The following is a 20,432-nucleotide window of genomic DNA, read 5'->3' on the forward strand; positions in this document are numbered from 1 at the left end:
CTGGCCCAACCGCAGCTACGCCGACCCCGCGGGCGGCCCCACGATCCGGCTGCGCGAGGGCCGCGCGGTCTCCGAGGCCTCGCCGGCCGCCCCCCTGGTGACGCTGGCCACCGTGCTGCCCGCGCGCTACCGCGGCGCCGCGGCCGCGGTGGTGGTGCTGCGCCGCACCGAGGCCTCGGTGCCGGTCGACCTGGTCGAGCTCTTCGGGTTCGGGGCCGACGGCCAGCCGGTGCCGGTCACCTCGCGCACCTCGGCCGCCGACCCGCAGTCCGCCGCGGCCTGGCGGCTGGAGGAGGGTGCGCTGGTCCGTGAGGAGCGGGTCACGCAGACCGGTGCGAGCGCCACCACGCGCTACGCGGTGCGCCCGGACGGCACGTTGGAGGAGTCGTGGCCCGGCGCCGGCGTCTCCGGCGGTACGGGCACGGGCACGGGCCCGGCGGCCGCTCCCGTGACACCGTCGGCTCAGGCGGCGCCGGCCCCGGCTTCCGCAGCGGCCGCCACCGTCGCTTCCGGCGCCCCGAGCACGAGCTGACCGGCCGGGCGCGCGGCACGCCCGGCGGCCGGCACCCTCAGAGCGACCGCAGCCAGCCGGAGAGCTGCTTGGCCGCGGTGTCGGCGAGGCCGCCGAGCACCTCGCCGATGCCCGCGAGGTCCTCGGTGAGGGTCCGGGGGCCGGCGGCGGGCCGGGGGCGGGCGGTGCCGCGGTAGCCCACCGGGCCCTCGTCGACCCGCTGGGACCACCCCAGGAAGGACTGCCCGTCGGCGGCCAGGCCGATCGAGGCCGAGCAGCCGCGCTGGTCGCTCCAGGAGATCCGCTCCAGCGGGCCGTCACCGGTGTCGAGGTGGACCAGCAGCGGGCCGCCGGGGTGCCAGCGCTCGCCCCAGTGGGTCTCGGTGGCGAAGCTGTGGGTGAACTCGCCGGCGGCGTCGGCGCCGAACGCCCGGCGGTCACTGCGCTCACCGCGCAGCTCGTACCAGCCGCCGTCGGGGTCGCGGACCAGGCCGGCGCAGGCTCCCTGCTCGTGGCTGAAGCTCACCGAGGACTCCACGCCACTGCGGGCCCGCCAGTCGAGCCGGAGCGGCAGGCCGCGCTCGCCGCTGTCGACGTGCAGGCGCCAGGTCGCCGCGCTCTGCCAGCCGGCGGCGCCGGGGGCCCGGCGCTCGGTGCGCCAGGTGACCAGCGGGAGGGCGAAGGCGGCGTCCAGGAACGCGCACTCGGCCGCGTCGCGGTCCCAGACCTGTTCCAACAGGACGCGGTAGAGCCAGAGATGGGAGCGGGCCCGGTCGCCGGAGCGCAGCGTGAGGGTGTTCGTGCCGGGGTGCAGCAGGTCGGCGGGGATCGCCACCACGATGTCCTGGGGCAGGTCGCCGCCGCCGGGTATCCGGTAACCGCCCAGCAGGGCCGCCCCGTTGACCGTGACGTCCAGCGGCGCCGAGCCGAGCTGGGGGCCGAGCTTGGAGACCAGGGCGCGGATCTTCAAGGTGGCCTCGTCGGTGACGCCCTGCGGCGGCACCGCGAACTCCACGTCGACCGAGCCACCGGCGTCCAGGGCGAGGTGGTCGCCGCCGAAGAACGTGCGCTCGCAGTGGACTTCGGCGCCCTGGGTGCGCGGCTGCGAGGTACTGAAGTCCACGAAGATGGGGTGCACGCTGGTCTCCTGGGCTCGGTGGTGGTCCGGCAGCCAGGCTAGTCGACCGCACCGACGGCGCCGACGGGCCGAGTCCGGGCCCGGACCGGGCGCCCTTCTGAGTGGGCGTCAGGGATGGCAGACTCGGGCGCATGAAGAGGATGCCGCCCGATCCGTCGCACTGGGACCGTTACCAGCGCAGCCTGCAGGAGCTCGCCGAGCAACCGCCTTACACGATCTACGGGTTGCGCCGGCCGGTGGTCGAGCCCGGCTACCTGGCGGGCTGGTGCGTCGAGGAGGGCACCCACGTCTCGGTCGGGCTCGGCTACGGCGACGAGGAGGGCGCCGCCCTGCCGGACCTGCTGGTGACCACCCTGCCACCGGGCAGCGCCGAGCGGGAGATCGACCTGGAGCTGGAGCTCCGCGCGGACTCCCCGCTCCCGCCCGAGACCTGGGTCACCAGTCACGAGCAGCTGCCGCAGGGCGAGTTGTGCCGGTGCGGCGACCGGTGGCTGCTGCGGGCGCGGTGCGGGACGCAGGCGGTGCTGGTGACCGGTCGCGGCGGCGCCCAGCCGGCGCGGGTGGAGCTGGAGCCGGTCGTCGACCTGCAGCCCTTCGTCGTGGCGCGCAACGAGCTGATCGAGCGCCACCGGGCGGCCCGGGCGGCCGAGCCGGAGCCCGAACTGGCCCCCGCCTGCGGCATCGCGGCGGTGCGCGCGCTGCTGGAGACCGCCCTGCCGGGCGGGTCCCGGGACGGGCGCACCACCCACCGCCTGTGGCAGCGGGCGGTGCGCGAGCTGGACGGGGTGCTCGGTTGCGGTCCGGAGCGGGCCGACTACCTGGTGACGTCGCTGGTCAACCAGCTGAACCAGCTGAACCTGGCGGTGCCCTGGTACACCGGGCCGAACGCACCGCGCGAGGCGGCCCTGGAGGAGCTGCTGCGGCACGTGGGCCTGCGCCAGCCGGTGGCGAGCGAGGCCGCGCAGGCCCGCTGGGAGGAGCACTGGTCGACCCAGCAGCAGGCGCCCCTCGCCCCGGTCACGCCGGCGGAGATCGAACGGCGCAAGGCGCTGAAGCAGGCCTGGGTGGCGGCCTGGGAGGCCTGGGAGCGGGACCGCCGGGAGCCCTGAGCAGCCGGCGCGGACGTCCGGCCGGGCGACGAGGCGCGGCCTGTCGGATAGTGGGATCGGAGGGGGGACTTCCCGATGTTCCGGAGCGACCATGGACCGCTACCCTCCCATCGCCGAGCACGGACTGGTGGGCGACCTGCAGACCGCCGCCCTCGTCTCCTCGCAGGGCGTCATCGACTGGTTCGCCGCGCCCCGCTTCGACTCGCCCAGCATCTTCGCCGCCCTGCTCGACCACGACAAGGGCGGCTACTTCCGGTTGGCGCCCGAGCACCCGGACATCACCTGCCGGCAGCTCTACTACCCCGACACGGCGGTCCTGGTCACCCGTTTCCTGTCGCCGGACGGCGTCGGCGAGGTGATCGACTACATGCCGCCGGACCGTGTGCACACCGCCACCGACCGGCACACCCTGGTGCGGGTGGTACGGACGGTGCGCGGCACGGTGACCTTCACCCTCGACTGCCGCCCGCGCTTCGACTACGGGCGGGCCGAGCACGAGCTCGACCTGGGGCCCCAGGGCGGCCTGTTCCGGGCGCCGGGGATCAGCGCGCACGTGCAGAGTTCCTTCCCGCTGGAGCGCGACGGCCAGGACGTCACCGGGTCGGTGACGCTCAAAGCCGGCGAGCGCGCGTGCGTGATGTTCACCGTCTGTGACCCCGGCGGCGAGGCCCCGCCCACGCCCACGGCCGAGGAGATCGAGGCCCAGCTGTGGGGGATCGTGACCTTCTGGCGCGACTGGCTGCGGACCTCCACCTACCGGGGCCGCTGGCCCGAGCAGGTGCACCGCTCGGTGATCACCCTCAAGCTGCTCACCTACGCACCGACCGGGGCCCTGATCGCGGCGGCCACCATGGGCCTGCCCGAGCAGGTCGGCGGGGAGCGCAACTGGGACTACCGCTACACCTGGGTGCGCGACGGTGCGCTGTCGGTGCGGGCCATGCTGGACCTCGGCTTCGTCGAGGAGGCGACCGCCTTCACCCACTGGCTGGTCACCCGGCTGCGCGAACGGGCCGGCACCGGCGGTGAGCCGCTGCAGACGATGTACCGGGTGGACGGCGATCCGGACCTGCCGGAGGTGAACCTGGAGCACTGGGAGGGCTACCGCGGCTCGTTCCCGGTGCGGGCCGGCAACGGAGCCGCCGACCAGCTCCAGCTGGACATCTACGGGGAGGCGATCTACGCGGTCGCCCAGGGGCGCGGGATCGCCCCGCAGGCCAACTACTCGGGCTGGAAGGCCCTGGCCGGGACCCTGGACTGGCTCGCCGACTCCTGGGACCGGCCCGACGAGGGCATCTGGGAGACCCGCGGCGGGCGCAAGGACTTCACCTACAGCCGGGTGATGTGCTGGGTCGCGCTCGACCACGGCATCCAGCTGGCGGACACCTTCCGCCGGCCGGCCGACACCGCGAAGTGGACCAGGGCCCGCGACGCCATCTTCGAGCAGGTCATGGAACGCGGCTGGAGCGAGTCGGAGCAGGCCTTCGTCCAGCAGTACGAGGGCGACGTCCTGGACGCCTCGCTGCTGCTGATGCCACGGGTCGGCTTCGTCGCCCCCCGGGACCCGGCCTGGCTCTCCACCCTGGACGCGATGGACCGCAAGCTCGTCTCCGACAGCCTGGTCTACCGCTACGACCCGGCGGCCTCGCCGGACGGCCTGCGCGGCTCCGAGGGCACCTTCAGCCTGTGCACCTTCCTGTACGTGGACGCGCTCGCCCGCGCGGGCCGGCTCCCGCAGGCCCGGTACACCTTCGAGAAGATGCGCACCTACGCCAACCACGTCGGCCTGTTCGCCGAGGAGATCGGCCCGAGCGGGGAGCAACTGGGCAACTTCCCCCAGGCGTTCACCCACCTGTCGCTGATCATGGCCGCCACCACCCTGGACGAGGCGCTCGACCGCGCGGAAGGCCGCTGAGCCGGGCGCGGCCCCCCAGCGCCCGCCGAGAGGAGTCCCGATGGTCACCTCCCCCACCGGATCCGCGCCGCCCCCGCTCAGCGCGGCCGAGTTCGACGCGCTCTACCGGCGCCTGCGGCGGGCCGGCCCGGCCGGCCGCGGGGCGCTGGAGGAGGTGACCGACCGGCAGGTGCTGGCCGCGGTCGGCGAGGTCCGCTCGGGACGCACGGTCACCATGGCGGCGCCCGTGGAGACCGTGCCGGGCCCGGACAACCCGGAGCCCAGCGACCACCTCATGACGGGCGCCGTGCGCGGGTCCATCGACCCGAGCGGGCTGGAGTTCGCGCGGGACCGGATCGCCATGAACGTGCACGGCGACGCCGACAGCCACATCGACGCGCTCTGCCACGTCGTCTACGACGGGACGCTGTACGGGGGTGTGCCCGCGAGCACGCTGACCCCCGGCGGCGCCACCGCCCTCTCCATCGACCTGGCGCGCGACGGGATCGTGGGGCGGGGCGTGCTGCTCGACGTCCCCCGGCTGCGCGGGGTGCCGTGGCTGGAGCCCGGCGAGCACGTCAGCGGCGAGGAGTTGCGCGCCGCCGAGGCCGCGCAGGGGGTCCGGGTCGGCCGCGGCGACCTGCTCTTCGTGCGGGTGGGCCATCGCCGCCGCCGGGGCGAACTCGGCTCCTGGAACGCGGCCGAGGCGCGCGCCGGGCTGCACCCCACCGCGCTGGAGTTCCTGGCGGAGCGCCGGGTGGCGGTGCTGGGCGGCGACGGCAACAACGACACCGCCCCCAGCACCACCGAGGGCGTCGCCTTCCCCGTGCACGTGCTGGGCGTCCACGCCATGGGCCTGCACCTGCTGGACTACCTGCAGTTCGAGGACCTGGTCCCGGCCTGCGAGGAGGCCGGCCGGTGGTCCTTCCTGTGCGTCATCGCCCCGCTGCGGCTGCCCACGGCCACCGGATCCCCGGTCAACCCCCTCGCGATCCTCTGAGACCCCGACCGACACCCTATTCAACCCCCCACCCCTGCTGGACCTTTCAGAACGGGAGCACTCATGACCGAGGACCGGCACTACGACGTCGTCATCATCGGCACCGGTGCGGGCGGCGGTACCCTCGCCCACCGGCTGGCGCCCTCGGGCAAACGGGTCCTGCTGCTGGAACGCGGCGACTACCTGCCCCGCGAGATCGACAACTGGGACTCCACGGCCGTCTTCGTCAAGGGCAAGTACCTGGCGCCGGAGAGCTGGTACGACGCGAACGGCCGCGCGTTCCAGCCGGAGGTCAACTACTACGTCGGCGGCAACACCAAGTTCTACGGCGCCGCGCTGTTCCGGCTACGGCCCGAGGACTTCGGCGAGTTGCGCCACCACGACGGCATCTCGCCCGCCTGGCCGATCCGTTACGAGGACCTGGAGCCGTACTACACCGAGGCCGAGCACCTCTACCTGGTGCACGGCCGGCACGGCGAGGACCCCACCGAGGGGCCGGCCAGCGCGCAGTACGCCCACCCGCCGGTGCGCCACGAGCCCCGGATCCAGCAGCTCAGCGACGACCTGGAGAAGCAGGGCCTGCACCCCTTCCACCTGCCGATCGGGGTCAACCTCACCCAGGACGAGCAGGGCGGGGCCACGCACGCGAGCGTCTGCATCCGGTGCAACCGGGTCGACGGGTTCCCGTGCCTGGTCAACGGCAAGTCGGACGCCCAGGTGATCTGCGTCGACCCCGCGCTGCGGCACGACAACGTCGAGCTGGTCACCCGGGCCGACGTCCGCAGCCTGACGACCGACCCGAGCGGGCGCACCGTGACCGGTGTGGTGGCGCAGCTCGCCGACGGCTCGACGGCGACCTTCTCCGCCGACATCGTGGTGGTCGCCTGCGGCGCGGTCAACTCGGCCGCCCTGCTGCTGCGTTCGGCGGGCGACCGGCATCCGGGCGGCCTGGCCAACGGCTCGGACGTGGTGGGCCGCCACTACATGCGGCACAACAACCTGGCGTTGATGGCCGTCTCGAAGGAGCCCAACCCGACCCGCTTCCAGAAGACCCTGGCGCTGCACGACTGGTACCTGGGCGACGACGACTTCGAGTACCCGATGGGCGGCATCCAGATGCTCGGGAAGTCCGACGCCGCGCAGATCCACGGCGAGGCGCCGCGCTGGGCCGGCAAGATCTCGCCCGACATGCCGTTCGAGGTGCTCGCCCACCACGCCGTCGACTTCTGGCTCTGCGGTGAGGACCTGCCGCTGGCGGACAGCCGGGTCACCCTGGACGGCGACGGCGCCATCCACCTGACGATCGACGAGCAGAACAACATGATCGGCCTCAAACGGCTGCAGCACCGCCTGCAGAGGATGCTGGGCCACCTGGGCATGCACCCGCACCGGCTGCTCGACCACAGCCTCTACCTGCACAAGGGCATGCCCATCGGCGCCACCGCGCACCAGGCCGGCACCGTGCGGTTCGGCACGGACCCGCGCAGCTCGGCGCTGGACGTCGACTGCAAGGCCCACGAGCTGGACAACCTCTACGTCGTCGACACCAGCTTCTTCCCGAGCATCGGCGCCGTGAACCCGTCGCTGACCGCCATCGCCAACGCCCTGCGGGTCGGTGACCGCATCCTGGAGCGGATCCGCTAGGGCCTGTCCGGCCCGGCCCTACAGGTTGTCGCCCGGCGCCGGGGCGGCCCCCGTGTCGGCGTCGGTCAGCGACTCCAGCTCGCCGTGGGTGTCCATCCAGTACAGCAGCACCAGGGCCGGGCCCACCAGGACGATCGCCACCAGCGTGACGATCACCAGCCATCCCAGGGTGGCCGAGGCCCCGGCGGCCTGCGCCACCGTCAGCGAGGTCGGCAGCAGGTAGGGCCGCTGGGCGAAGCCCCAGGCGAAGACGGTCAGGCCCACGCCCGCCACCGCCGTGTAGCGGCACCACCGGTAGGAGCGCCGCAGCAGCAGCACCGCGGTGACCGCGCCGCTCGCCAGCGCCAGCAGCACGAACAGCAGCCCCAGGCCGCGGGTGAGCCCGTGCCAGACGTAGTGCGCGTCCCCGTGCGTGACGGGCAGGCCGATCAGGGCCACCACCACGATCGCCGCCAGCGCGAGCAGGGCGCGCAGGCGGAAGTACCCGACCAGGTCGTCGGCGCCGAAGCGGCGGGCGTCGCAGCACAGGAAGACCGCGCCGAGGAAGGCGACGGCGCCGATCGTGAGCAGGCCGGTGAGCACGGAGGTGGGGTTGGCCCAGGCGTCCGCGGAGGCGGTGGTGCCGACCTCGACCCGACCCGAGGCGATGCCGCCGAGCACGGCCCCGAGGAAGAACGGCGTGAGCAGCGAGGAGACCGCGAACACCGCGCCGTACAGGCGCCGTTGGGCGAGCCGGCGGGTGGGCTTGCGCAGTCCGAAGCCGGCGCCGCGCAGCACCATGCCGATCGCGGCGAGCGCCAGCGGCAGCCACAGCGCCTCGAAGACGGCCTGGAACATCGCCGGGAAGCCGGTCCACATCAGCACCAGGACGAAGATCAACCAGACGTTGTTGACCTCCCAGACCGGGCCCATGGCGTGGTCGATCAGCCAGCGGGGGCGCTTGCCGCGCTCGGCTCCCCCGGCCAGCAGGTCCCAGAAGCCGGCGCCGTAGTCGGTGCCGCCCGCGCAGGCGTAGGCGGCCACCGCGAGCACGAGAACCCAGGCGATGAGGTCCGCCATCAGGAGTCACCTCCCGAGGGGCGCTCGCCGCCGGCACCGGGCGCCGCCGCGGTGGGCAGCGGCTCGCCGCGGGGCCCGTACGGGGTGTCGAGCTCCGGTGGCGGGCCGGCGGCGTCCGGGGCGGCGTCGGCGAGCCGCCACCGGGTGCGCATCTTCAGCAGCACCGCGAGGAAGGCCCCGAAGACCGCCACGTACACCGCCACCACCACGCCCAGCATCGCCCAGAGCGAGCCGGAGCCGGTGGTGGTCACCGCCTCGGAGACCCGCATGTTGAAGTAGACGATCCAGGGCTGGCGGCCGACCTCGGTGCTGATCCAGCCGCACTCCACGGTGAACAGGCAGGCCACCCCCGCGATCGCGGCGCAGCGGAAGAACCAGCGCGAGCGGGGCAGGTCGCGGTGGCGCAGCCAGCACCAGGCGTACCAGAGCGCGAGCAGGATCAGCAGGCTGCCGATGGTGGCCATGAGGTCGAAGGCCCAGTGCGCGATGGTGGCCTGGGTGGTGGTGGGCCGGTCGTCGGCCGCCACCGAGGTGAGCCCGGTGACCTGCGTGCTGGGCTTGAACCCGGCCAGGATCGAGTCGAGTTGGGGGATCTTCAGGCCGCCGGAGATGGTGCCGTCGGAGTTCAGCCGGCCGAACAGGTACTCCGGCACGTGCGTGTCGGTGTTCCAGACGATCTCCAGGGCGGCGAACTTGATCGGCTGCTTGTGGAAGACCGAGCGGGCGATGGAGTCGCCGAGAAAGAACTGGACCGGGGTGAGGATCGCGGCGACCGTGAACGGCAGGGCGAACCCGAGCCGGTGGTAGCGGTCGCGGCGTCCGCGCAGCCAGCCGACCGCGTAGACGCCGGCGACCACGTAGCCGGCGGTGAGGAACATGGCCACCGCGAAATGCCAGTACTCGGGGCCGAACATCGGCGTGAAGACCGCCTGCCGCACGGTGACGTCGGTGGGGTTGCCCGCGGCGTCGAGGGTGAACCCCTGCGGGGTGTTCATCCAGGAGTTGGCCGCGATGATGCCGAACGCCCCCATCAGGGCGGCCAGCGGCAGCGGCAGGCCGAGCCAGAAGTGCGTCCAGGGCTTGAGCCGGCGCCAGCCGTAGAGGTAGATCGCGATCAGCACGGCCTCCAGGAAGAACGCCCAGGCCTCCACGCCGAACCCGAGGCCGAACACGTCGCCCCAGCGCCCCATCATCCCGGGCCACAGCAGACCGAACTCGAAGGAGAGGACGGTGCCGGTGACCACCCCGATGGCGAACTGCACGGCCATCACCGCGGACCAGCGGCGGGCGAGCTTGAGGGCGACCACGTCGCCCCGGCGCAGGCCCCGGTAGTGCATCAGCAGCGTCAGGGCGGGCAGCGCCACTCCGAAGGGGACCAGCAGGATGTGGGAGGCCAGCGTGAAGGCCATCATCTCGCGGGCGGGCAGGAGTTGGGCCGGGGTGCTCGCCAGCAGGGCCGGGGGGCTCGCCAGCAGGGCGACGGTGGGCGGCACGGGTCAGCCGCCGGTGGCGAAGCCGGGGAAGAGCGTCATCCCGCCGTCGACGTAGAGGGTGGCGCCCACGACGTAGTCCAGCAGGTCGGAGGCCATCGCGACGACCGCGTTGGCGATGTCGTCGGGGTCGCCGACCCGGTGGTACGGGATGAGCTTCAGCAGGTCGGCCTCGGCCTGCGGGGTGTCCCAGGCGTCCTTGTTGATGGGGGTGCGGATGGCGCCGGGGGCCACCGCGTTGACCCGGATCTTGCGGGGCGCGAGCTCCTGGGCGAGGGTCTGCATCAGCATGCCCACGCCGCCCTTGGAGGACGCGTAGTTCACGTGGCCCGCCCAGGGGATGATCTGGTGCACCGAGCTCATGCAGATGATCTTGCCGGCCGCCCGGGAGACCTCCTGCACGACCCCGCGCCGCTCGAACTCCTTGGCCGCCTCGCGGGCGCACAGGAACTGGCCGGTCAGGTTGACGTCGATGACCTTGCGCCACTGCGCCATCGTCATCTCGGTGACCGGCGCGTCCCGCTGGAGACCGGCGTTGGCCACCATGATGTCGATGGTGCCGAACTCCTCGACCATCTTGGCCACCATGGCCACGACCTGGTCCTCGTCGGAGACGTCGGCCTCGTGGGCGTAGGCCCGCACGCCGAGGTCCCTGATCTGCGCCACGACCTTCTCGGCCTCGTCCGCGCCGACGACGTAGTTGACCACGACGTCCGCCCCGGCGCGGCCCAGCGCGATCGCGGTCGCCTTGCCGATGCCCGAGTTGGCGCCCGTCACCAGCGCCTTCTGCCCCCGCAGGAGCTGGGCGCTGATCGCCCCGGGGGACTTGCCGCTACCTTCTGCCGCCACGACTTCTCCTTCGGTGTTGGGAGAGCGGTCCGGGGCCGGCGCCGGGCGGTCGCCTCGCGCCGCGGACCTCCCCTGGACGGAACCACCGCTCGCCGTCACCGGGCGCGGCGGCTCGCGGCGGCGGCCGCTTTCGGACGGGCAATCTCCTCCGGGCGGGCTAAGGGAGCCCGGCGGTGCGCCGGGCGCGGCGCTCAGCTGACGAGCTGGTAGATGCTGTGGCCGACCAGCCAGAGGCCCACGACCAGCGAGAGCCGCACGATCAACTGCTCCTGGTGCGTGTCCAGCCACCCGCGCAGGTGGCCGAGCCGGTCCTGGGCGGCGGCCGGCGAGCGCGCCGTGTACACCTCCATGACCAGCAGGCTGGCGGTCGCCAGCAGGCAGTACCCGATCAGCGCCAGGGTGGCCGCCACCGAGGACAGGTCCGCGTCGAGTGCCGAGGCCGCGCCGGCGCCGACCATCGCCCAGGGCTGCAGCAGGAAGGCGAGGCCGGCCGCCGTCCACCCGGAGAGCCCGTCCAGCTTCGCCAGCCACTTGGGCGGCCGGTGCGGGCCGGGGGGCCGGCGGCGGCGGTGCGCGCCGTAGATCACCAGGCCCGCGCCCACCGCCAGCTTCACCGACAGGGCGGCCGTGGAGGGGGCGCTGCCGTGCGCCGGCGGCTTGCCGCCGGTCAGCAGCATCACGGCGGCGATCACCAGCGCCAGGTTCGCGAACCAGGCCAGGATGAAGGCCAGTCCCTTGCGGACGCCGCCGCGCGCGGAGAGCATCAGGATGAAGGCGCTGTTGTGCAGCGGCCCCAGCGTGATCGCGGTGCCGATGACGAGAAGGTCGACGAACATCGCTGCCGGCCACCTCCGGATCGCGGCGCCTGGGCCTGAGGGCCGAAGCCGCAGGCCGGGACGGCGCCGCGCGCGGGACGCCGAACCCCGACTCTGTTGGCCCCGCTCCGGCGCGTCAAGCCGCCTGCCGCGGCGATCGCCCGGGCGGCCCAGCGGCCTTCACTCGTGCGGTGCACCCGCGGCCGGCTCCCCCCGGGGCGCAGGGTCGGGCACCGGCTGCGGTGAGCGGGCCCGGTGGCCGACGGTCGCTCACCCGCGGCCGGTGGGCTCGGCCGGCTCGGCGGGCGGGGCGGGGGGTCGCAGGTGGTCCAGCACCGCCTCGACGACGGCCTGCGGCGAGGCGCCGAGCGGGACCACCCACGGGTGCTCGTCGGCGGTCGGCTCCTCCAGGGTGGCGAACTGGCTGTCCAGCAGCGCGGGCGGGAAGAAGTGTCCGAGCCGCGCGGAGAGCCGGGCCGCGATGAGCTCCCGGCTGCCGCGCAGGTAGACCAGCCGGACCTCGGGGCGGCCCTCGCGCAGCACGTCCCGGTAGGCCCGCTTGAGGGCGGAGCAGGCCAGCACCCCCGACTCGCCGGCCCGCAGCCGCTCGTCCATCCAGTGCCCGATCGCCGCCAGCCAGGGCCGGCGGTCCTCGTCGGTGAGCGGGTGGCCGGCCGCCATCTTCGCGCGAGCCCGCGGCGAGTGGAGGTCGTCGCCCTCCTGGAAGGGCCAGCCCAGCCGCGCCGCGAGCAGAGCGGCCACCGTGCTCTTGCCCGCCCCGGAGACGCCCAGCACCACGATCAGGGTCGGCCGGTGCGCCGGCTGCGCGTGGTCGCTCTCCACCGCATCCTCCTGACGGCCGCGGGCCGTGGCACTCGATCGGACAGGGCCCAGCGAGCAGCAAAGCAGGCCGCCGGGCGGGGGGCAACCCGCGCACCGGTGCCCCGTCGAATACGGCCGATCACAGCGGGTTGCTGAGATCATCGAGCCGGAGGCCGGGCGGGCGCCCGCACGACCCGAACGTCCTGCCCTCCCCGCCCATCCCGTCCCCGCGAGCGCCGGCACCGAGGAGCACCTTGACGTCATCGAACGAGCAGGCCGCGGACGCCGCGAACGCCGCCCTCCTCGCGGACCCCTTCGGCCCGCTGCGGACCAAGGGCTACCTGATGCTGCTGGTCATCGCGGCCGTGCTGGGCGTCGTGCTCTCGGCCGGCGCCTACGGCTTCCTCCAACTGGTCGACAAGTTCCAGCACGCCGTCTACACCGACCTGCCCCAGGGGCTCGGCTTCCGGTCCACGCCCACCTGGTGGCCGCTGCCGCTGCTCGCGGTGGCCGGGGTGCTGGTCGCGCTGACCGTCCAGTACCTGCCGGGGAACGGCGGCCACCAGCCGGCCGAGGGGTTGAAGACCCACGGCGGCACGGCGACGGGCCGCGAACTGCCCGGCATCCTGATCGCGGCCCTGCTCTCGCTCGGGCTCGGCGCCGTGATCGGCCCCGAGGCCCCGCTGATCTCGCTCGGCGGGGGCCTGGCGCTGTACGCCTTCCGGCTGTTGAAGCCGGACGCCGACGCCAGGACGCAGGCCGTGGTGGCCGCCTCCGGCAGCTTCGCCGCCATCAGCGCGCTGCTCGGCTCGCCGCTGCTCGGCGCGTTCCTGCTGATGGAGGCCTCCGGGCTCGGCGGGCCGATGCTCGGCATCGTCCTGCTGCCGGGCCTGCTGGCCTCCGGGGTCGGTTCGCTGATCTTCACCGGGCTCGGGTCGTTCACCGGGGTGTCGGCCGGCTCGCTGGTCATCCCGAGCCTGCCGCCGGTGGACCGGCCCGACATCGCCCAGTTCGGCTGGGCGCTGGCCATCGGTGTCGCGGCGGCCCTGCTCGGCACGGCGATCCACCGCCTGGCGCTGGGGCTGCAGCCGCGGGTGAACCGCAGGCGGCTGCTGATGACCCCGCTGATGGGCCTGGTCACCGCCGGCGTCGCCATCGCCTATGTCGAGGGCACCGGGCACCCGCTGACCGACGTACTCTTCTCCGGCCAGAGCGACCTGCCCCAGCTCCTGCTGCACGCAGGCGACTACACCGCGGGCGCGCTCACGCTGCTGGTCGCCTGCAAGGGCATCGGCTACGTGGTCTGCCTCGCCGCCTTCCGCGGCGGGCCGATCTTCCCCGCGCTCTTCGTGGGCGCCGCCGGCGGGATCGCGGTCTCCCACCTGCCGGGGCTCCCGTTCGTGACCGGCGCCGCCATGGGCATGGGCGCGCTGGTGGTGGCCATGCTCAGGCTGCCGATGACCTCGGTGCTGCTGGCGACCCTGCTGCTGGGGGCGGACGGCGTGACGGTCATGCCGCTGGTGATCGTGGCGGTGGTGGTCTGCCACGTCACGGCCTCACGGCTCAACCGGCCCGCGCCGGTGCCCGCCCCCACCCCCGGCCCGGTCACTGACCCCGGGGGCGGGAGCGTGGGAACGGCGGCCACCTGACCCGGTGGCCACCGGGCCTGGTGGCCACCGGGTCAGCGCGGGCGGGTGGCCACCGGGTCAGCGCGGGCGGGTGGCGTAGAAGGCGACCGCCGAGGCGGCGGCCACGTTCAGCGAGTCGACGCCGGCGTCCATCGGGATGCGCACGTGCTGGTCGGCCGCGGCCAGCGTGCCCGGCGCCAGGCCCGCGCCCTCGGTGCCGAAGACCAGGGCGAGCCGCTCGTCGTCGCGTGCGGCGAGTTCGTCCAGGGTGATCGCCCGCTCGCTCAGGCACAGGGCCGCGACCGTGAAGCCCGCTCCGCGCAGCGTCGCGATGTCCTGCGGCCAGGACCGCAGCCGGGTCCAGGGGACCTGGAAGACCGCGCCCATCGAGACCTTCACCGACCGCCGGTAGAGCGGGTCGGCGCAGCGCGGGGTGAGCAGGACGGCGTCCACGCCGAGCGCGGCGGCGTTGCGGAAGGCGGCGCCGATGTTGGCGTGGTCGACGATGTCCTCGAACACGGCGACCCGCCGGGGAGCGGCGGCCAGCAGGTCCACGGTGTCCGGCAGCGGGCTGCGGGCCATCGAGGCGAGCGCGCCGCGGTGCACGTGGTAGCCGGTCACCTGTTCGGCCAGCTGCGGCTCCACCAGGTGCACCGGGGCGTCGACGGCCGCGATGACGTCGGCCATCACGTCCAGCCACTTGGCCGTCAGCATCATCGAGCGCATGCCGTAGCCCGCCGCCAGGGCGCGCCGGATGACCTTCTCGCCCTCGGCGATGAAGAGCCCCTCGGCCGGCTCGCGGCGCCGGCGCAGCTCGACGTCGGTCAGGTCGGCGTAGTCGGCCAGCCGCGGGTCGGCGGGATCGGTGACGGCGCTGGGCTCGGACATCTCTCCCCCGGTCAGGCGGTGCGGGTGGCCGGGTCGAGGACGTGCACCACGTCGCCGACGACGATCACCGCCGGCGGACGCACGCCCTCGGCGGCCACCACCTCGGCGACCGTGGCCAGCGTCGCGTCGATCCGGCGCTGCGCGGCGGTGGTGCCCTCCTGGACCACGGCGACGGGCGTGTGGGCGTCCCGGCCGCCGGCGATCAGGCGGGCGGCTATCGCGGCGATCCGCTCGACGGCCATCAGCAGCACCAGGGTGCCGCTCATCTGCGCGGCGGCCTCCCAGTTGACCAGCGAGCGCGGGTCCTCGGGGGCGACGTGACCGGAGATCACGGTGAACTCGTGGGTCATCCCGCGGTGCGTGACCGGGATGCCGACGGCGGCGGGCACGCTGATCGAGCTGGAGATGCCCGGCACGACGGTGACCGCGACGCCCGCCTCGGCGCAGGCCAGCAGCTCCTCGCCGCCGCGCCCGTAGACGTAGGGGTCGCCGCCCTTGAGGCGGACCACGAACTTGCCGGCCTTCGCGCCGTCGATCAGCGCCTGGTTGATCGCCTCCTGGGCCATCGCGCGGCCGTAGGGGATCTTGGAGGCGTCGATCACCTCGACGTGCGGGGCCAGCTCGGCGAGCAGCTCGCGCGGGGCGAGCCGGTCGGCGACCACCAGGTCGGCGTCGGCCAGCAGGCGCCGGCCGCGCACCGTGATCAGGTCCGGGTCGCCGGGGCCGCCGCCGACCACGGCCACGCCGGCCGCCCACCGCCGGTACTGGCGGGCGCTGAGGCTGCCGTCGCGCAGGCCCTCCACGATGGTGGTGCGCAGCGCCGCGGAGTGCCGCGGGTCGCCGGTCAGCACGGCCACGGTGGTGCCGTCGTCGTGGCCGGTGGCAGGGGTCCAGGCGGTGGCGGCGGCCGCGTCGTCGCTGCGCGAGCAGAAGACCCGCAGCCGCTCGGCCTCGGCGCTGACCGCCTCGTTGACGGCCGGGCTGTCGGTGGCGACCAGCACGTACCAGCTCTGCGCGAGGTCGCCGTCGGTGTACCCGCGGCGGTGCCAGGTCAGCTCGCCGGCGTCGGCCATCGCCTGGACGGCGGGCGTGGTGGCCGGCGAGATGAGCTGCACGTCGGCCCCGGCCGCGATCAGCGCGGGCAGCCGGCGCTGGGCGACCTGGCCGCCCCCGACCACCACGACGCGGCGGCCGGCCAGCAGCAGGCCCACGGGGTAGGGGGTGCGGCCCTCGGTGCTGGGGTGGGGGTTGGGCGCGATCATCGGCGGGGCTCCAAGGGGGCAGAGAGGCATGTACGGGTTGGACAGGCCCCCGTACCGGCGCGCCCTCGGGCCGGTACGGGGGTGGGGACCGCGGGGAGCCCGGCTCCCCGGTCGTCAGGCCTTCTCGGTGACGCCGGCGGAGTCGAAGGTGGCTACATCGTGCATCGCGCGCGCCGCACTCTGCACCAGCGGGAGGGCCAGCAGAGCGCCGGTCCCCTCGCCGAGGCGCAGGTCCAGGTCGATCAGCGGACGCAGGCCCAGCTTGGCGAGCGCGGCCTGGTGGCCGGGCTCGGCGGAGCGGTGGCCCGCGATGCAGGCGGCCAGCACCTCGGGGGCGATCGCCTTGGCGGCCAGGGCCGCCGAGCCGGCGATCACGCCGTCCAGGATGACCGGCGTGCGCAGCGAGGCCGCGCCGAGCAGGAACCCGGCGATGGCGGCGTGCTCCAGTCCGCCGACCGCGGCCAGGACGCCGATCGGGTCGGCCGGGTCCGGGTGGTGCAGCTCCAGCGCGCGGCGGATCACGTCGACCTTGCGGGCGTGCGTCTCGTCGTCGATGCCGGTGCCGCGACCGGTCACCTCGGCCGGGTCGGCGCCCGCGAAGACCGAGATCAGGGCCGCCGAGGCGGTGGTGTTGGCGATGCCCATGTCGCCGGTGATCAGCACCTTGTTGCCGGCCGCGACCAGGTCGCGGGCGGTCTCGATGCCGACCTCCAGCGCCTTGAGCGCCTCCTCGCGGGTCATCGCGGGGCCCTGCGTCATGTCGTCGGTGCCGGCCTTGACCTTGCGCGGCAGCAGCCCGGTGGTGCGGCCCTGCTGGATCGCCTCCGGCAGCTCGCTGGCCACGCCCACGTCGACCACGCAGACCTCGGCGCCGACCTGGGCGGCGAAGGAGTTGACCACCGCTCCGCCGGCCAGGAAGTTGGCCACCATCTGCGCGGTGACCTCCTGCGGCCAGGGGGTGACGCCCTGGGCGTGCACGCCGTGGTCACCCGCGAAGATCGCCACGCAGGCGGGCTCGGGGATCGGCGGCGGGCACTTGCGGGACAGGCCGCTGAGCTGCGCGGCGATGATCTCCAGCATGCCCAGCGAGCCGGCCGGCTTGGTCATCCGCTTCTGCCGGTCCCAGGACTCGCCGAGCGCCTTGGCGTCCAGCGGGCGGATGGTGCGCAGCGTCTCGGAGAGCACGCTGTGCGGCTCCTCGCCGGGCAGCGCGCGGTTGCCGTACTGCTCCTCGTGGACCACCCAGGAGAGCGGGCGCTTCTTGGCCCAGCCCTGCTGCTGCAGTTCGGGCTCGTCCGGGAAGGCGTCCACGTAGCCGACGCAGAGGTAGGCGACGACGTCCAGGTGCTCGGGCAGGCCGAGCTCGCGGACCATCTCCTCCTCGTCGAAGAAGCTCACCCAGCCGACGCCCAGGCCCTCGGCGCGGGCGGCCAGCCAGAGGTTCTCCACGGCCAGCGCGGCCGAGTACGGCGCCATCTGCGGCTGGGTGTGGCGGCCCAGGGTGTGCCGGCCGCCGCGGGTGCGGTCGGCGGTGACCACGATGTTCACCGGAGTGTCGAGGATGGCCTCGATCTTGATCTCCTTGAACTGCTTGGCCCGGCCCTTGGGCAGCGAGTCGGCGAACGCCTCGCGCTGGCGGGCCGCCAGCTCGTGCATCTTGCGCCGGGTCTCGGAGGAGCGGATCACCACGAAGTCCCAGGGCTGCGAGTAGCCGACGCTGGGGGCGGTGTGGGCGGCCTCCAGGACGCGCAGCAGCACCTCGTGCGGGACGGGGTCGGGGCGGAAGCCGTTGCGGATGTCGCGGCGCTCGCGCATCACCTGGTGGACGGCCTCGCGCATGGCCTCGTCGTAGCCGGGGGCGGCCGGCGGGCGGGGCACGTCGGCGTCGGCGTCGGCCGCGACCTCGGCTGCGGGCTCGGCGCCGGCTGTGACCTCGGCGTCGACGGGAGCCTCGGGGGCCTGCGGGTCCACGGGGGCGTCGACGGCTGCGGCCTCGGGGGCGTCCGGGGTGGCGGTGGGCTCCGGGCGGGCCTCGGCGGGGGCGGCGGTGACCGAGGGCACCACGCCGGTGCCGGCGGCGGTCTGCGCCGCCTCGGCCGGTGCGGGCGCGTCGGGTGCGTCCGCTGCCTCGAGGGCCTGCGCGGCGGCGACGGCGACGGCCACGGCGAGCTCGGCGCCGGCCGCGGCCTCGGCGGGGCTCGCCACCGGGACGGCGTCGAGGGCGGGCTCGGCGGCGGCCGGGGTGTCGGCGGTGGGCGTTATCGCGGGGACGACGGGCACCTCGGCGGCCTCCGGCTCGGACGGCTGCTCGGGAGCGGCCGGCTGATCGGCGGCCAGGCGCTGCTCGGCGACGGCCGGGGCGACGGGCTGCGCGGGGACGGGTTCCACGATCGGCAGGCCCAGCGGGGCCGGGGCGGCCAGGAAGGCCGAGATCCGGCGCGGGTGCGCGGGCGGCGCGGCCGGCGCGGCGGCGGGCTGCTCGACGGCCGGCTGCTCGACGGCCGGCTGCTCGACGGCGGCAGCGGGCTCGGCCACCTGCGCGGCCTCGGCCGTGGGCTCGGCGACCGGCGGCTGGGCCGGGTCCTGGGCCGGCTCGACGACGGGCTCCACCACGGCGGCCTCGACGACGACGGCGTCAACGACGGCGGGCTCGACGACGGCCTGCGGGGGAACGGGGGCGACGGCGTCGTCCACGCCCGGTTCGGCCACCACGGCGGCCGGGGCGACGGGCTGCGCGGGGGCCGGCTCGACCTGCTCGGCCGGGGCGGCGGCCTCCTGCGCGGCGGTGTCCTGGGCCGGAGCCTCCTGGATCGGGGCCTCCTGTACGGCGGCGTCCTGCACCGGGACCTCCTGGGCGACGACGGCGGCCACCTCCTCGGGCGACGGCATCTCGGCGGGCGTCACCGGCACGACGGGCGCCACCGGGTCGGCCACCACGGCCTGCGCCGGGAGCACCACGGGCTCCACCACGGGCTCCACCACCACGGGTTCGGCCACCACCGGTGCGACCGCCACCGGCTCGGCCGCGACCGGCTCGGTCACCAGCTGCTCGGCCTCCACGGCCGGCTGCGCCGGCACCGCGACGGCGAGCGGGGCGGCGACGGCGACCGGGCCCACCGGCGGGACGGGCGGGACGCCGGGCGGCGGGGTGGCGCCCTGGCCGGACGGACCGCGGTCGGCGAGCGAGCGGACCGGCACCTGACCGGTCATCAGCGAGGGGTCCGGAATCGGCGGTCCGGCGTGCAGCGGGCGGCGCACGGGCTGGGCCGCGACCGGCTCCGGCGCGGCCACGACCGCGACGGGGGCCTGCGGCGTGCCCGGGGCGGGCTGCCCGCCGGGCTCGCCCTCCAGCCCGGGCGGCGCCAGCGGCGGCCAGGAGGGCTCGACCGGCGTGCCGCTCGCGCCCGACCCGGCCAGCTCGGCCGCGACGTCCACCAGGTGGACGGTGACCGACGGGTCGGTGCCCGTCGGCGCGGTCGGGAACGCGGCGTCGGCCGGCACGGCCGCCACCAGCGGGGTGAACGCGACCGGGGCCGGAGCCGGGGAAACCCCCGGGGAAACGGGGGAAACCTGGGAAACCCCGTCCGCCGGCAGCTCGGGCGCAGCCGGCGTGAGCGGCTGCGCGGCCGAGGGGAAGGCGATCGAGCCGTCGGCCACCGCGAAGACCGCGGCACCCGAGTAACCCCCCTGGCCGCCGAGCGACTCGGTGAGCGGGACCACCGGCGTCGCGGCGTCGCTCCAGGAGCCCTGCGGACCGGGCATCAGCAGGACGTCGTCCTCGTCGTCGAGGTGGTCCGGCCGGTCCGGCTGGTCGATGAAGGTGTAGGGCGGTCGAGGGGTGCCCGGGGCGACCGGCCGGCCGCCGAGGTCGGAGACCCATCCGCCACCTCCGGGCGCCGGATCGGTTCCGGTCTCCGGGAGCAGGTGCTCCGGCCGTCCCTCCTGGGGGACGTGACCTCCGTCGGTCATGTCAACACTCCTTCCAGGCCGCATCCGCGTCCTTGGCGACCCGGTCACCGACCGGGGCGCACTGCCCGCTCCGGGTCCAAGCCGCGTGCCGGCCCACCCCACAACAACTGCCGGCCTGCGCGCTGTCGCACGCAAACCGTGGTCCGTCCGGCTGGTCACGGCGCCCGGTGCCGGCTCCGGCACACCCCGGTCGGGGCGACCGGCCGCAATGCACCGTCACCTGAACTAACGACAGCCCGGGGCAACCGGCACGACCACCCGGACCCCGGGACATTCTCCCGGTCGGGTGCGCGTCAGTCGAATGCCCACGCGCCGATCTCCGTGTGGGTTGCACCACGTCGGCGCGACCGCCGCCCC

14 protein-coding genes and 1 pseudogene are annotated in these 20,432 nt (G+C 74.9%); 6 read left to right on the forward strand and 9 right to left on the reverse strand.

What is annotated here, in order from left to right; all coding sequences use genetic code 11:
• A pseudogene (locus tag ABD323_RS05535) lies at nucleotides 1-532 on the forward strand (hypothetical protein); the annotation flags it as partial.
• A gap of 37 nt (nucleotides 533-569) precedes the next feature.
• On the opposite strand, the gene ABD323_RS05540 reads toward ABD323_RS05535, so the two are convergent.
• Entirely contained in the window at nucleotides 570-1,649 is a 1,080-nt protein-coding gene (locus ABD323_RS05540; protein ID WP_344439849.1) for a hypothetical protein, read from the reverse strand.
• A gap of 131 nt (nucleotides 1,650-1,780) precedes the next feature.
• Between ABD323_RS05540 and ABD323_RS05545 the strand changes: the two genes are divergently transcribed.
• The 4 genes from ABD323_RS05545 to ABD323_RS05560 all read left to right on the forward strand — a co-directional run bounded on the left by ABD323_RS05545 (nucleotide 1,781) and on the right by ABD323_RS05560 (nucleotide 7,293).
• On the forward strand, nucleotides 1,781-2,758 hold the full coding sequence (locus ABD323_RS05545) for a hypothetical protein (protein WP_344439851.1): 978 nt from the start codon (nucleotides 1,781-1,783) through the stop codon (nucleotides 2,756-2,758).
• A 91-nt stretch (nucleotides 2,759-2,849) separates the two neighbouring features.
• The gene (locus ABD323_RS05550; RefSeq protein WP_344439853.1) at nucleotides 2,850-4,670 is read left to right on the forward strand and encodes a glycoside hydrolase family 15 protein; all 1,821 of its coding nucleotides are present in this window, start codon (nucleotides 2,850-2,852) and stop codon (nucleotides 4,668-4,670) included.
• Between the two features lie 40 nt (nucleotides 4,671-4,710).
• Nucleotides 4,711-5,649 (forward strand): cyclase family protein, encoded by a 939-nt coding sequence (locus tag ABD323_RS05555; RefSeq protein WP_344439855.1) that lies wholly within the window; start codon nucleotides 4,711-4,713, stop codon nucleotides 5,647-5,649.
• A 63-nt stretch (nucleotides 5,650-5,712) separates the two neighbouring features.
• Entirely contained in the window at nucleotides 5,713-7,293 is a 1,581-nt protein-coding gene (locus tag ABD323_RS05560; protein ID WP_344439857.1) for a GMC oxidoreductase, read from the forward strand.
• 18 nt (nucleotides 7,294-7,311) lie between these two features.
• Here the strand turns inward: ABD323_RS05560 and ABD323_RS05565 are convergent, their stop codons facing one another.
• The 5 genes from ABD323_RS05565 to ABD323_RS05585 form a co-directional block, all read right to left on the reverse strand.
• The gene (locus ABD323_RS05565) at nucleotides 7,312-8,352 is read right to left on the reverse strand and encodes a cytochrome d ubiquinol oxidase subunit II (RefSeq protein ID WP_344439859.1); all 1,041 of its coding nucleotides are present in this window, start codon (nucleotides 8,350-8,352) and stop codon (nucleotides 7,312-7,314) included.
• Nucleotides 8,352-9,764: a cytochrome ubiquinol oxidase subunit I gene (locus ABD323_RS05570; protein ID WP_344440012.1), complete on the reverse strand. Its 1,413-nt coding sequence runs from the start codon at nucleotides 9,762-9,764 to the stop codon at nucleotides 8,352-8,354. The genes ABD323_RS05565 and ABD323_RS05570 overlap by 1 nt, the downstream gene beginning before the upstream one ends.
• Before the next feature lie 84 nt (nucleotides 9,765-9,848).
• Nucleotides 9,849-10,691 (reverse strand): SDR family oxidoreductase, encoded by an 843-nt coding sequence (locus ABD323_RS05575; RefSeq protein ID WP_344439861.1) that lies wholly within the window; start codon nucleotides 10,689-10,691, stop codon nucleotides 9,849-9,851.
• A gap of 191 nt (nucleotides 10,692-10,882) precedes the next feature.
• Nucleotides 10,883-11,527 (reverse strand): GAP family protein, encoded by a 645-nt coding sequence (locus ABD323_RS05580; RefSeq protein WP_344439863.1) that lies wholly within the window; start codon nucleotides 11,525-11,527, stop codon nucleotides 10,883-10,885.
• 249 nt (nucleotides 11,528-11,776) lie between these two features.
• Nucleotides 11,777-12,349: a gluconokinase gene (locus tag ABD323_RS05585; protein WP_344439865.1), complete on the reverse strand. Its 573-nt coding sequence runs from the start codon at nucleotides 12,347-12,349 to the stop codon at nucleotides 11,777-11,779.
• 323 nt (nucleotides 12,350-12,672) lie between these two features.
• Between ABD323_RS05585 and ABD323_RS05590 the strand changes: the two genes are divergently transcribed.
• Nucleotides 12,673-13,977: a chloride channel protein gene (locus ABD323_RS05590; protein WP_344440014.1), complete on the forward strand. Its 1,305-nt coding sequence runs from the start codon at nucleotides 12,673-12,675 to the stop codon at nucleotides 13,975-13,977.
• 57 nt (nucleotides 13,978-14,034) lie between these two features.
• Here ABD323_RS05590 and ABD323_RS05595 read toward each other — a convergent pair whose 3' ends face one another.
• The 3 genes from ABD323_RS05595 to cobT form a co-directional block, all read right to left on the reverse strand.
• Nucleotides 14,035-14,844 carry a TrmH family RNA methyltransferase gene (locus ABD323_RS05595; RefSeq protein ID WP_344439867.1) on the reverse strand — a complete coding sequence of 270 codons (810 nt, stop codon included), beginning with the start codon at nucleotides 14,842-14,844 and terminating at the stop codon, nucleotides 14,035-14,037.
• Nucleotides 14,845-14,855: 11 nt separating this feature from the next.
• Nucleotides 14,856-16,106 (reverse strand): uroporphyrinogen-III C-methyltransferase, encoded by a 1,251-nt coding sequence (cobA, locus tag ABD323_RS05600; RefSeq protein ID WP_344439870.1) that lies wholly within the window; start codon nucleotides 16,104-16,106, stop codon nucleotides 14,856-14,858.
• A 114-nt stretch (nucleotides 16,107-16,220) separates the two neighbouring features.
• Complete coding sequence (cobT, locus tag ABD323_RS05605) at nucleotides 16,221-20,075, reverse strand: nicotinate-nucleotide--dimethylbenzimidazole phosphoribosyltransferase (RefSeq protein ID WP_344439872.1); 3,855 nt, start codon at nucleotides 20,073-20,075, stop codon at nucleotides 16,221-16,223.
• Nucleotides 20,076-20,432 lie beyond the last annotated feature (357 nt).

Source organism: Kitasatospora nipponensis (genome assembly GCF_039528135.1).
In the GTDB taxonomy this organism is placed as follows: domain Bacteria; phylum Actinomycetota; class Actinomycetes; order Streptomycetales; family Streptomycetaceae; genus Kitasatospora; species Kitasatospora nipponensis.

What these genes read in the sequence shown, in the direction of transcription:
- ABD323_RS05545 (WP_344439851.1), top strand. Translation starts at nt 1,781, where the DNA reads ATGAAGAGGATGCCGCCCGATCCGTCGCACTGGGACCGTTACCAGCGC.
- ABD323_RS05550 (WP_344439853.1), top strand. Translation starts at nt 2,850, where the DNA reads ATGGACCGCTACCCTCCCATCGCCGAGCACGGACTGGTGGGCGACCTG.
- ABD323_RS05555 (WP_344439855.1), top strand. Translation starts at nt 4,711, where the DNA reads ATGGTCACCTCCCCCACCGGATCCGCGCCGCCCCCGCTCAGCGCGGCC.
- ABD323_RS05560 (WP_344439857.1), top strand. Translation starts at nt 5,713, where the DNA reads ATGACCGAGGACCGGCACTACGACGTCGTCATCATCGGCACCGGTGCG.
- ABD323_RS05565 (WP_344439859.1), bottom strand. Translation starts at nt 8,352, where the DNA reads ATGGCGGACCTCATCGCCTGGGTTCTCGTGCTCGCGGTGGCCGCCTAC.
- ABD323_RS05570 (WP_344440012.1), bottom strand. Translation starts at nt 9,764, where the DNA reads ATGATGGCCTTCACGCTGGCCTCCCACATCCTGCTGGTCCCCTTCGGA.
- ABD323_RS05580 (WP_344439863.1), bottom strand. Translation starts at nt 11,527, where the DNA reads ATGTTCGTCGACCTTCTCGTCATCGGCACCGCGATCACGCTGGGGCCG.
- ABD323_RS05590 (WP_344440014.1), top strand. Translation starts at nt 12,673, where the DNA reads ATGCTGCTGGTCATCGCGGCCGTGCTGGGCGTCGTGCTCTCGGCCGGC.
- ABD323_RS05595 (WP_344439867.1), bottom strand. Translation starts at nt 14,844, where the DNA reads ATGTCCGAGCCCAGCGCCGTCACCGATCCCGCCGACCCGCGGCTGGCC.
- cobA (WP_344439870.1), bottom strand. Translation starts at nt 16,106, where the DNA reads ATGATCGCGCCCAACCCCCACCCCAGCACCGAGGGCCGCACCCCCTAC.
- cobT (WP_344439872.1), bottom strand. Translation starts at nt 20,075, where the DNA reads ATGACCGACGGAGGTCACGTCCCCCAGGAGGGACGGCCGGAGCACCTG.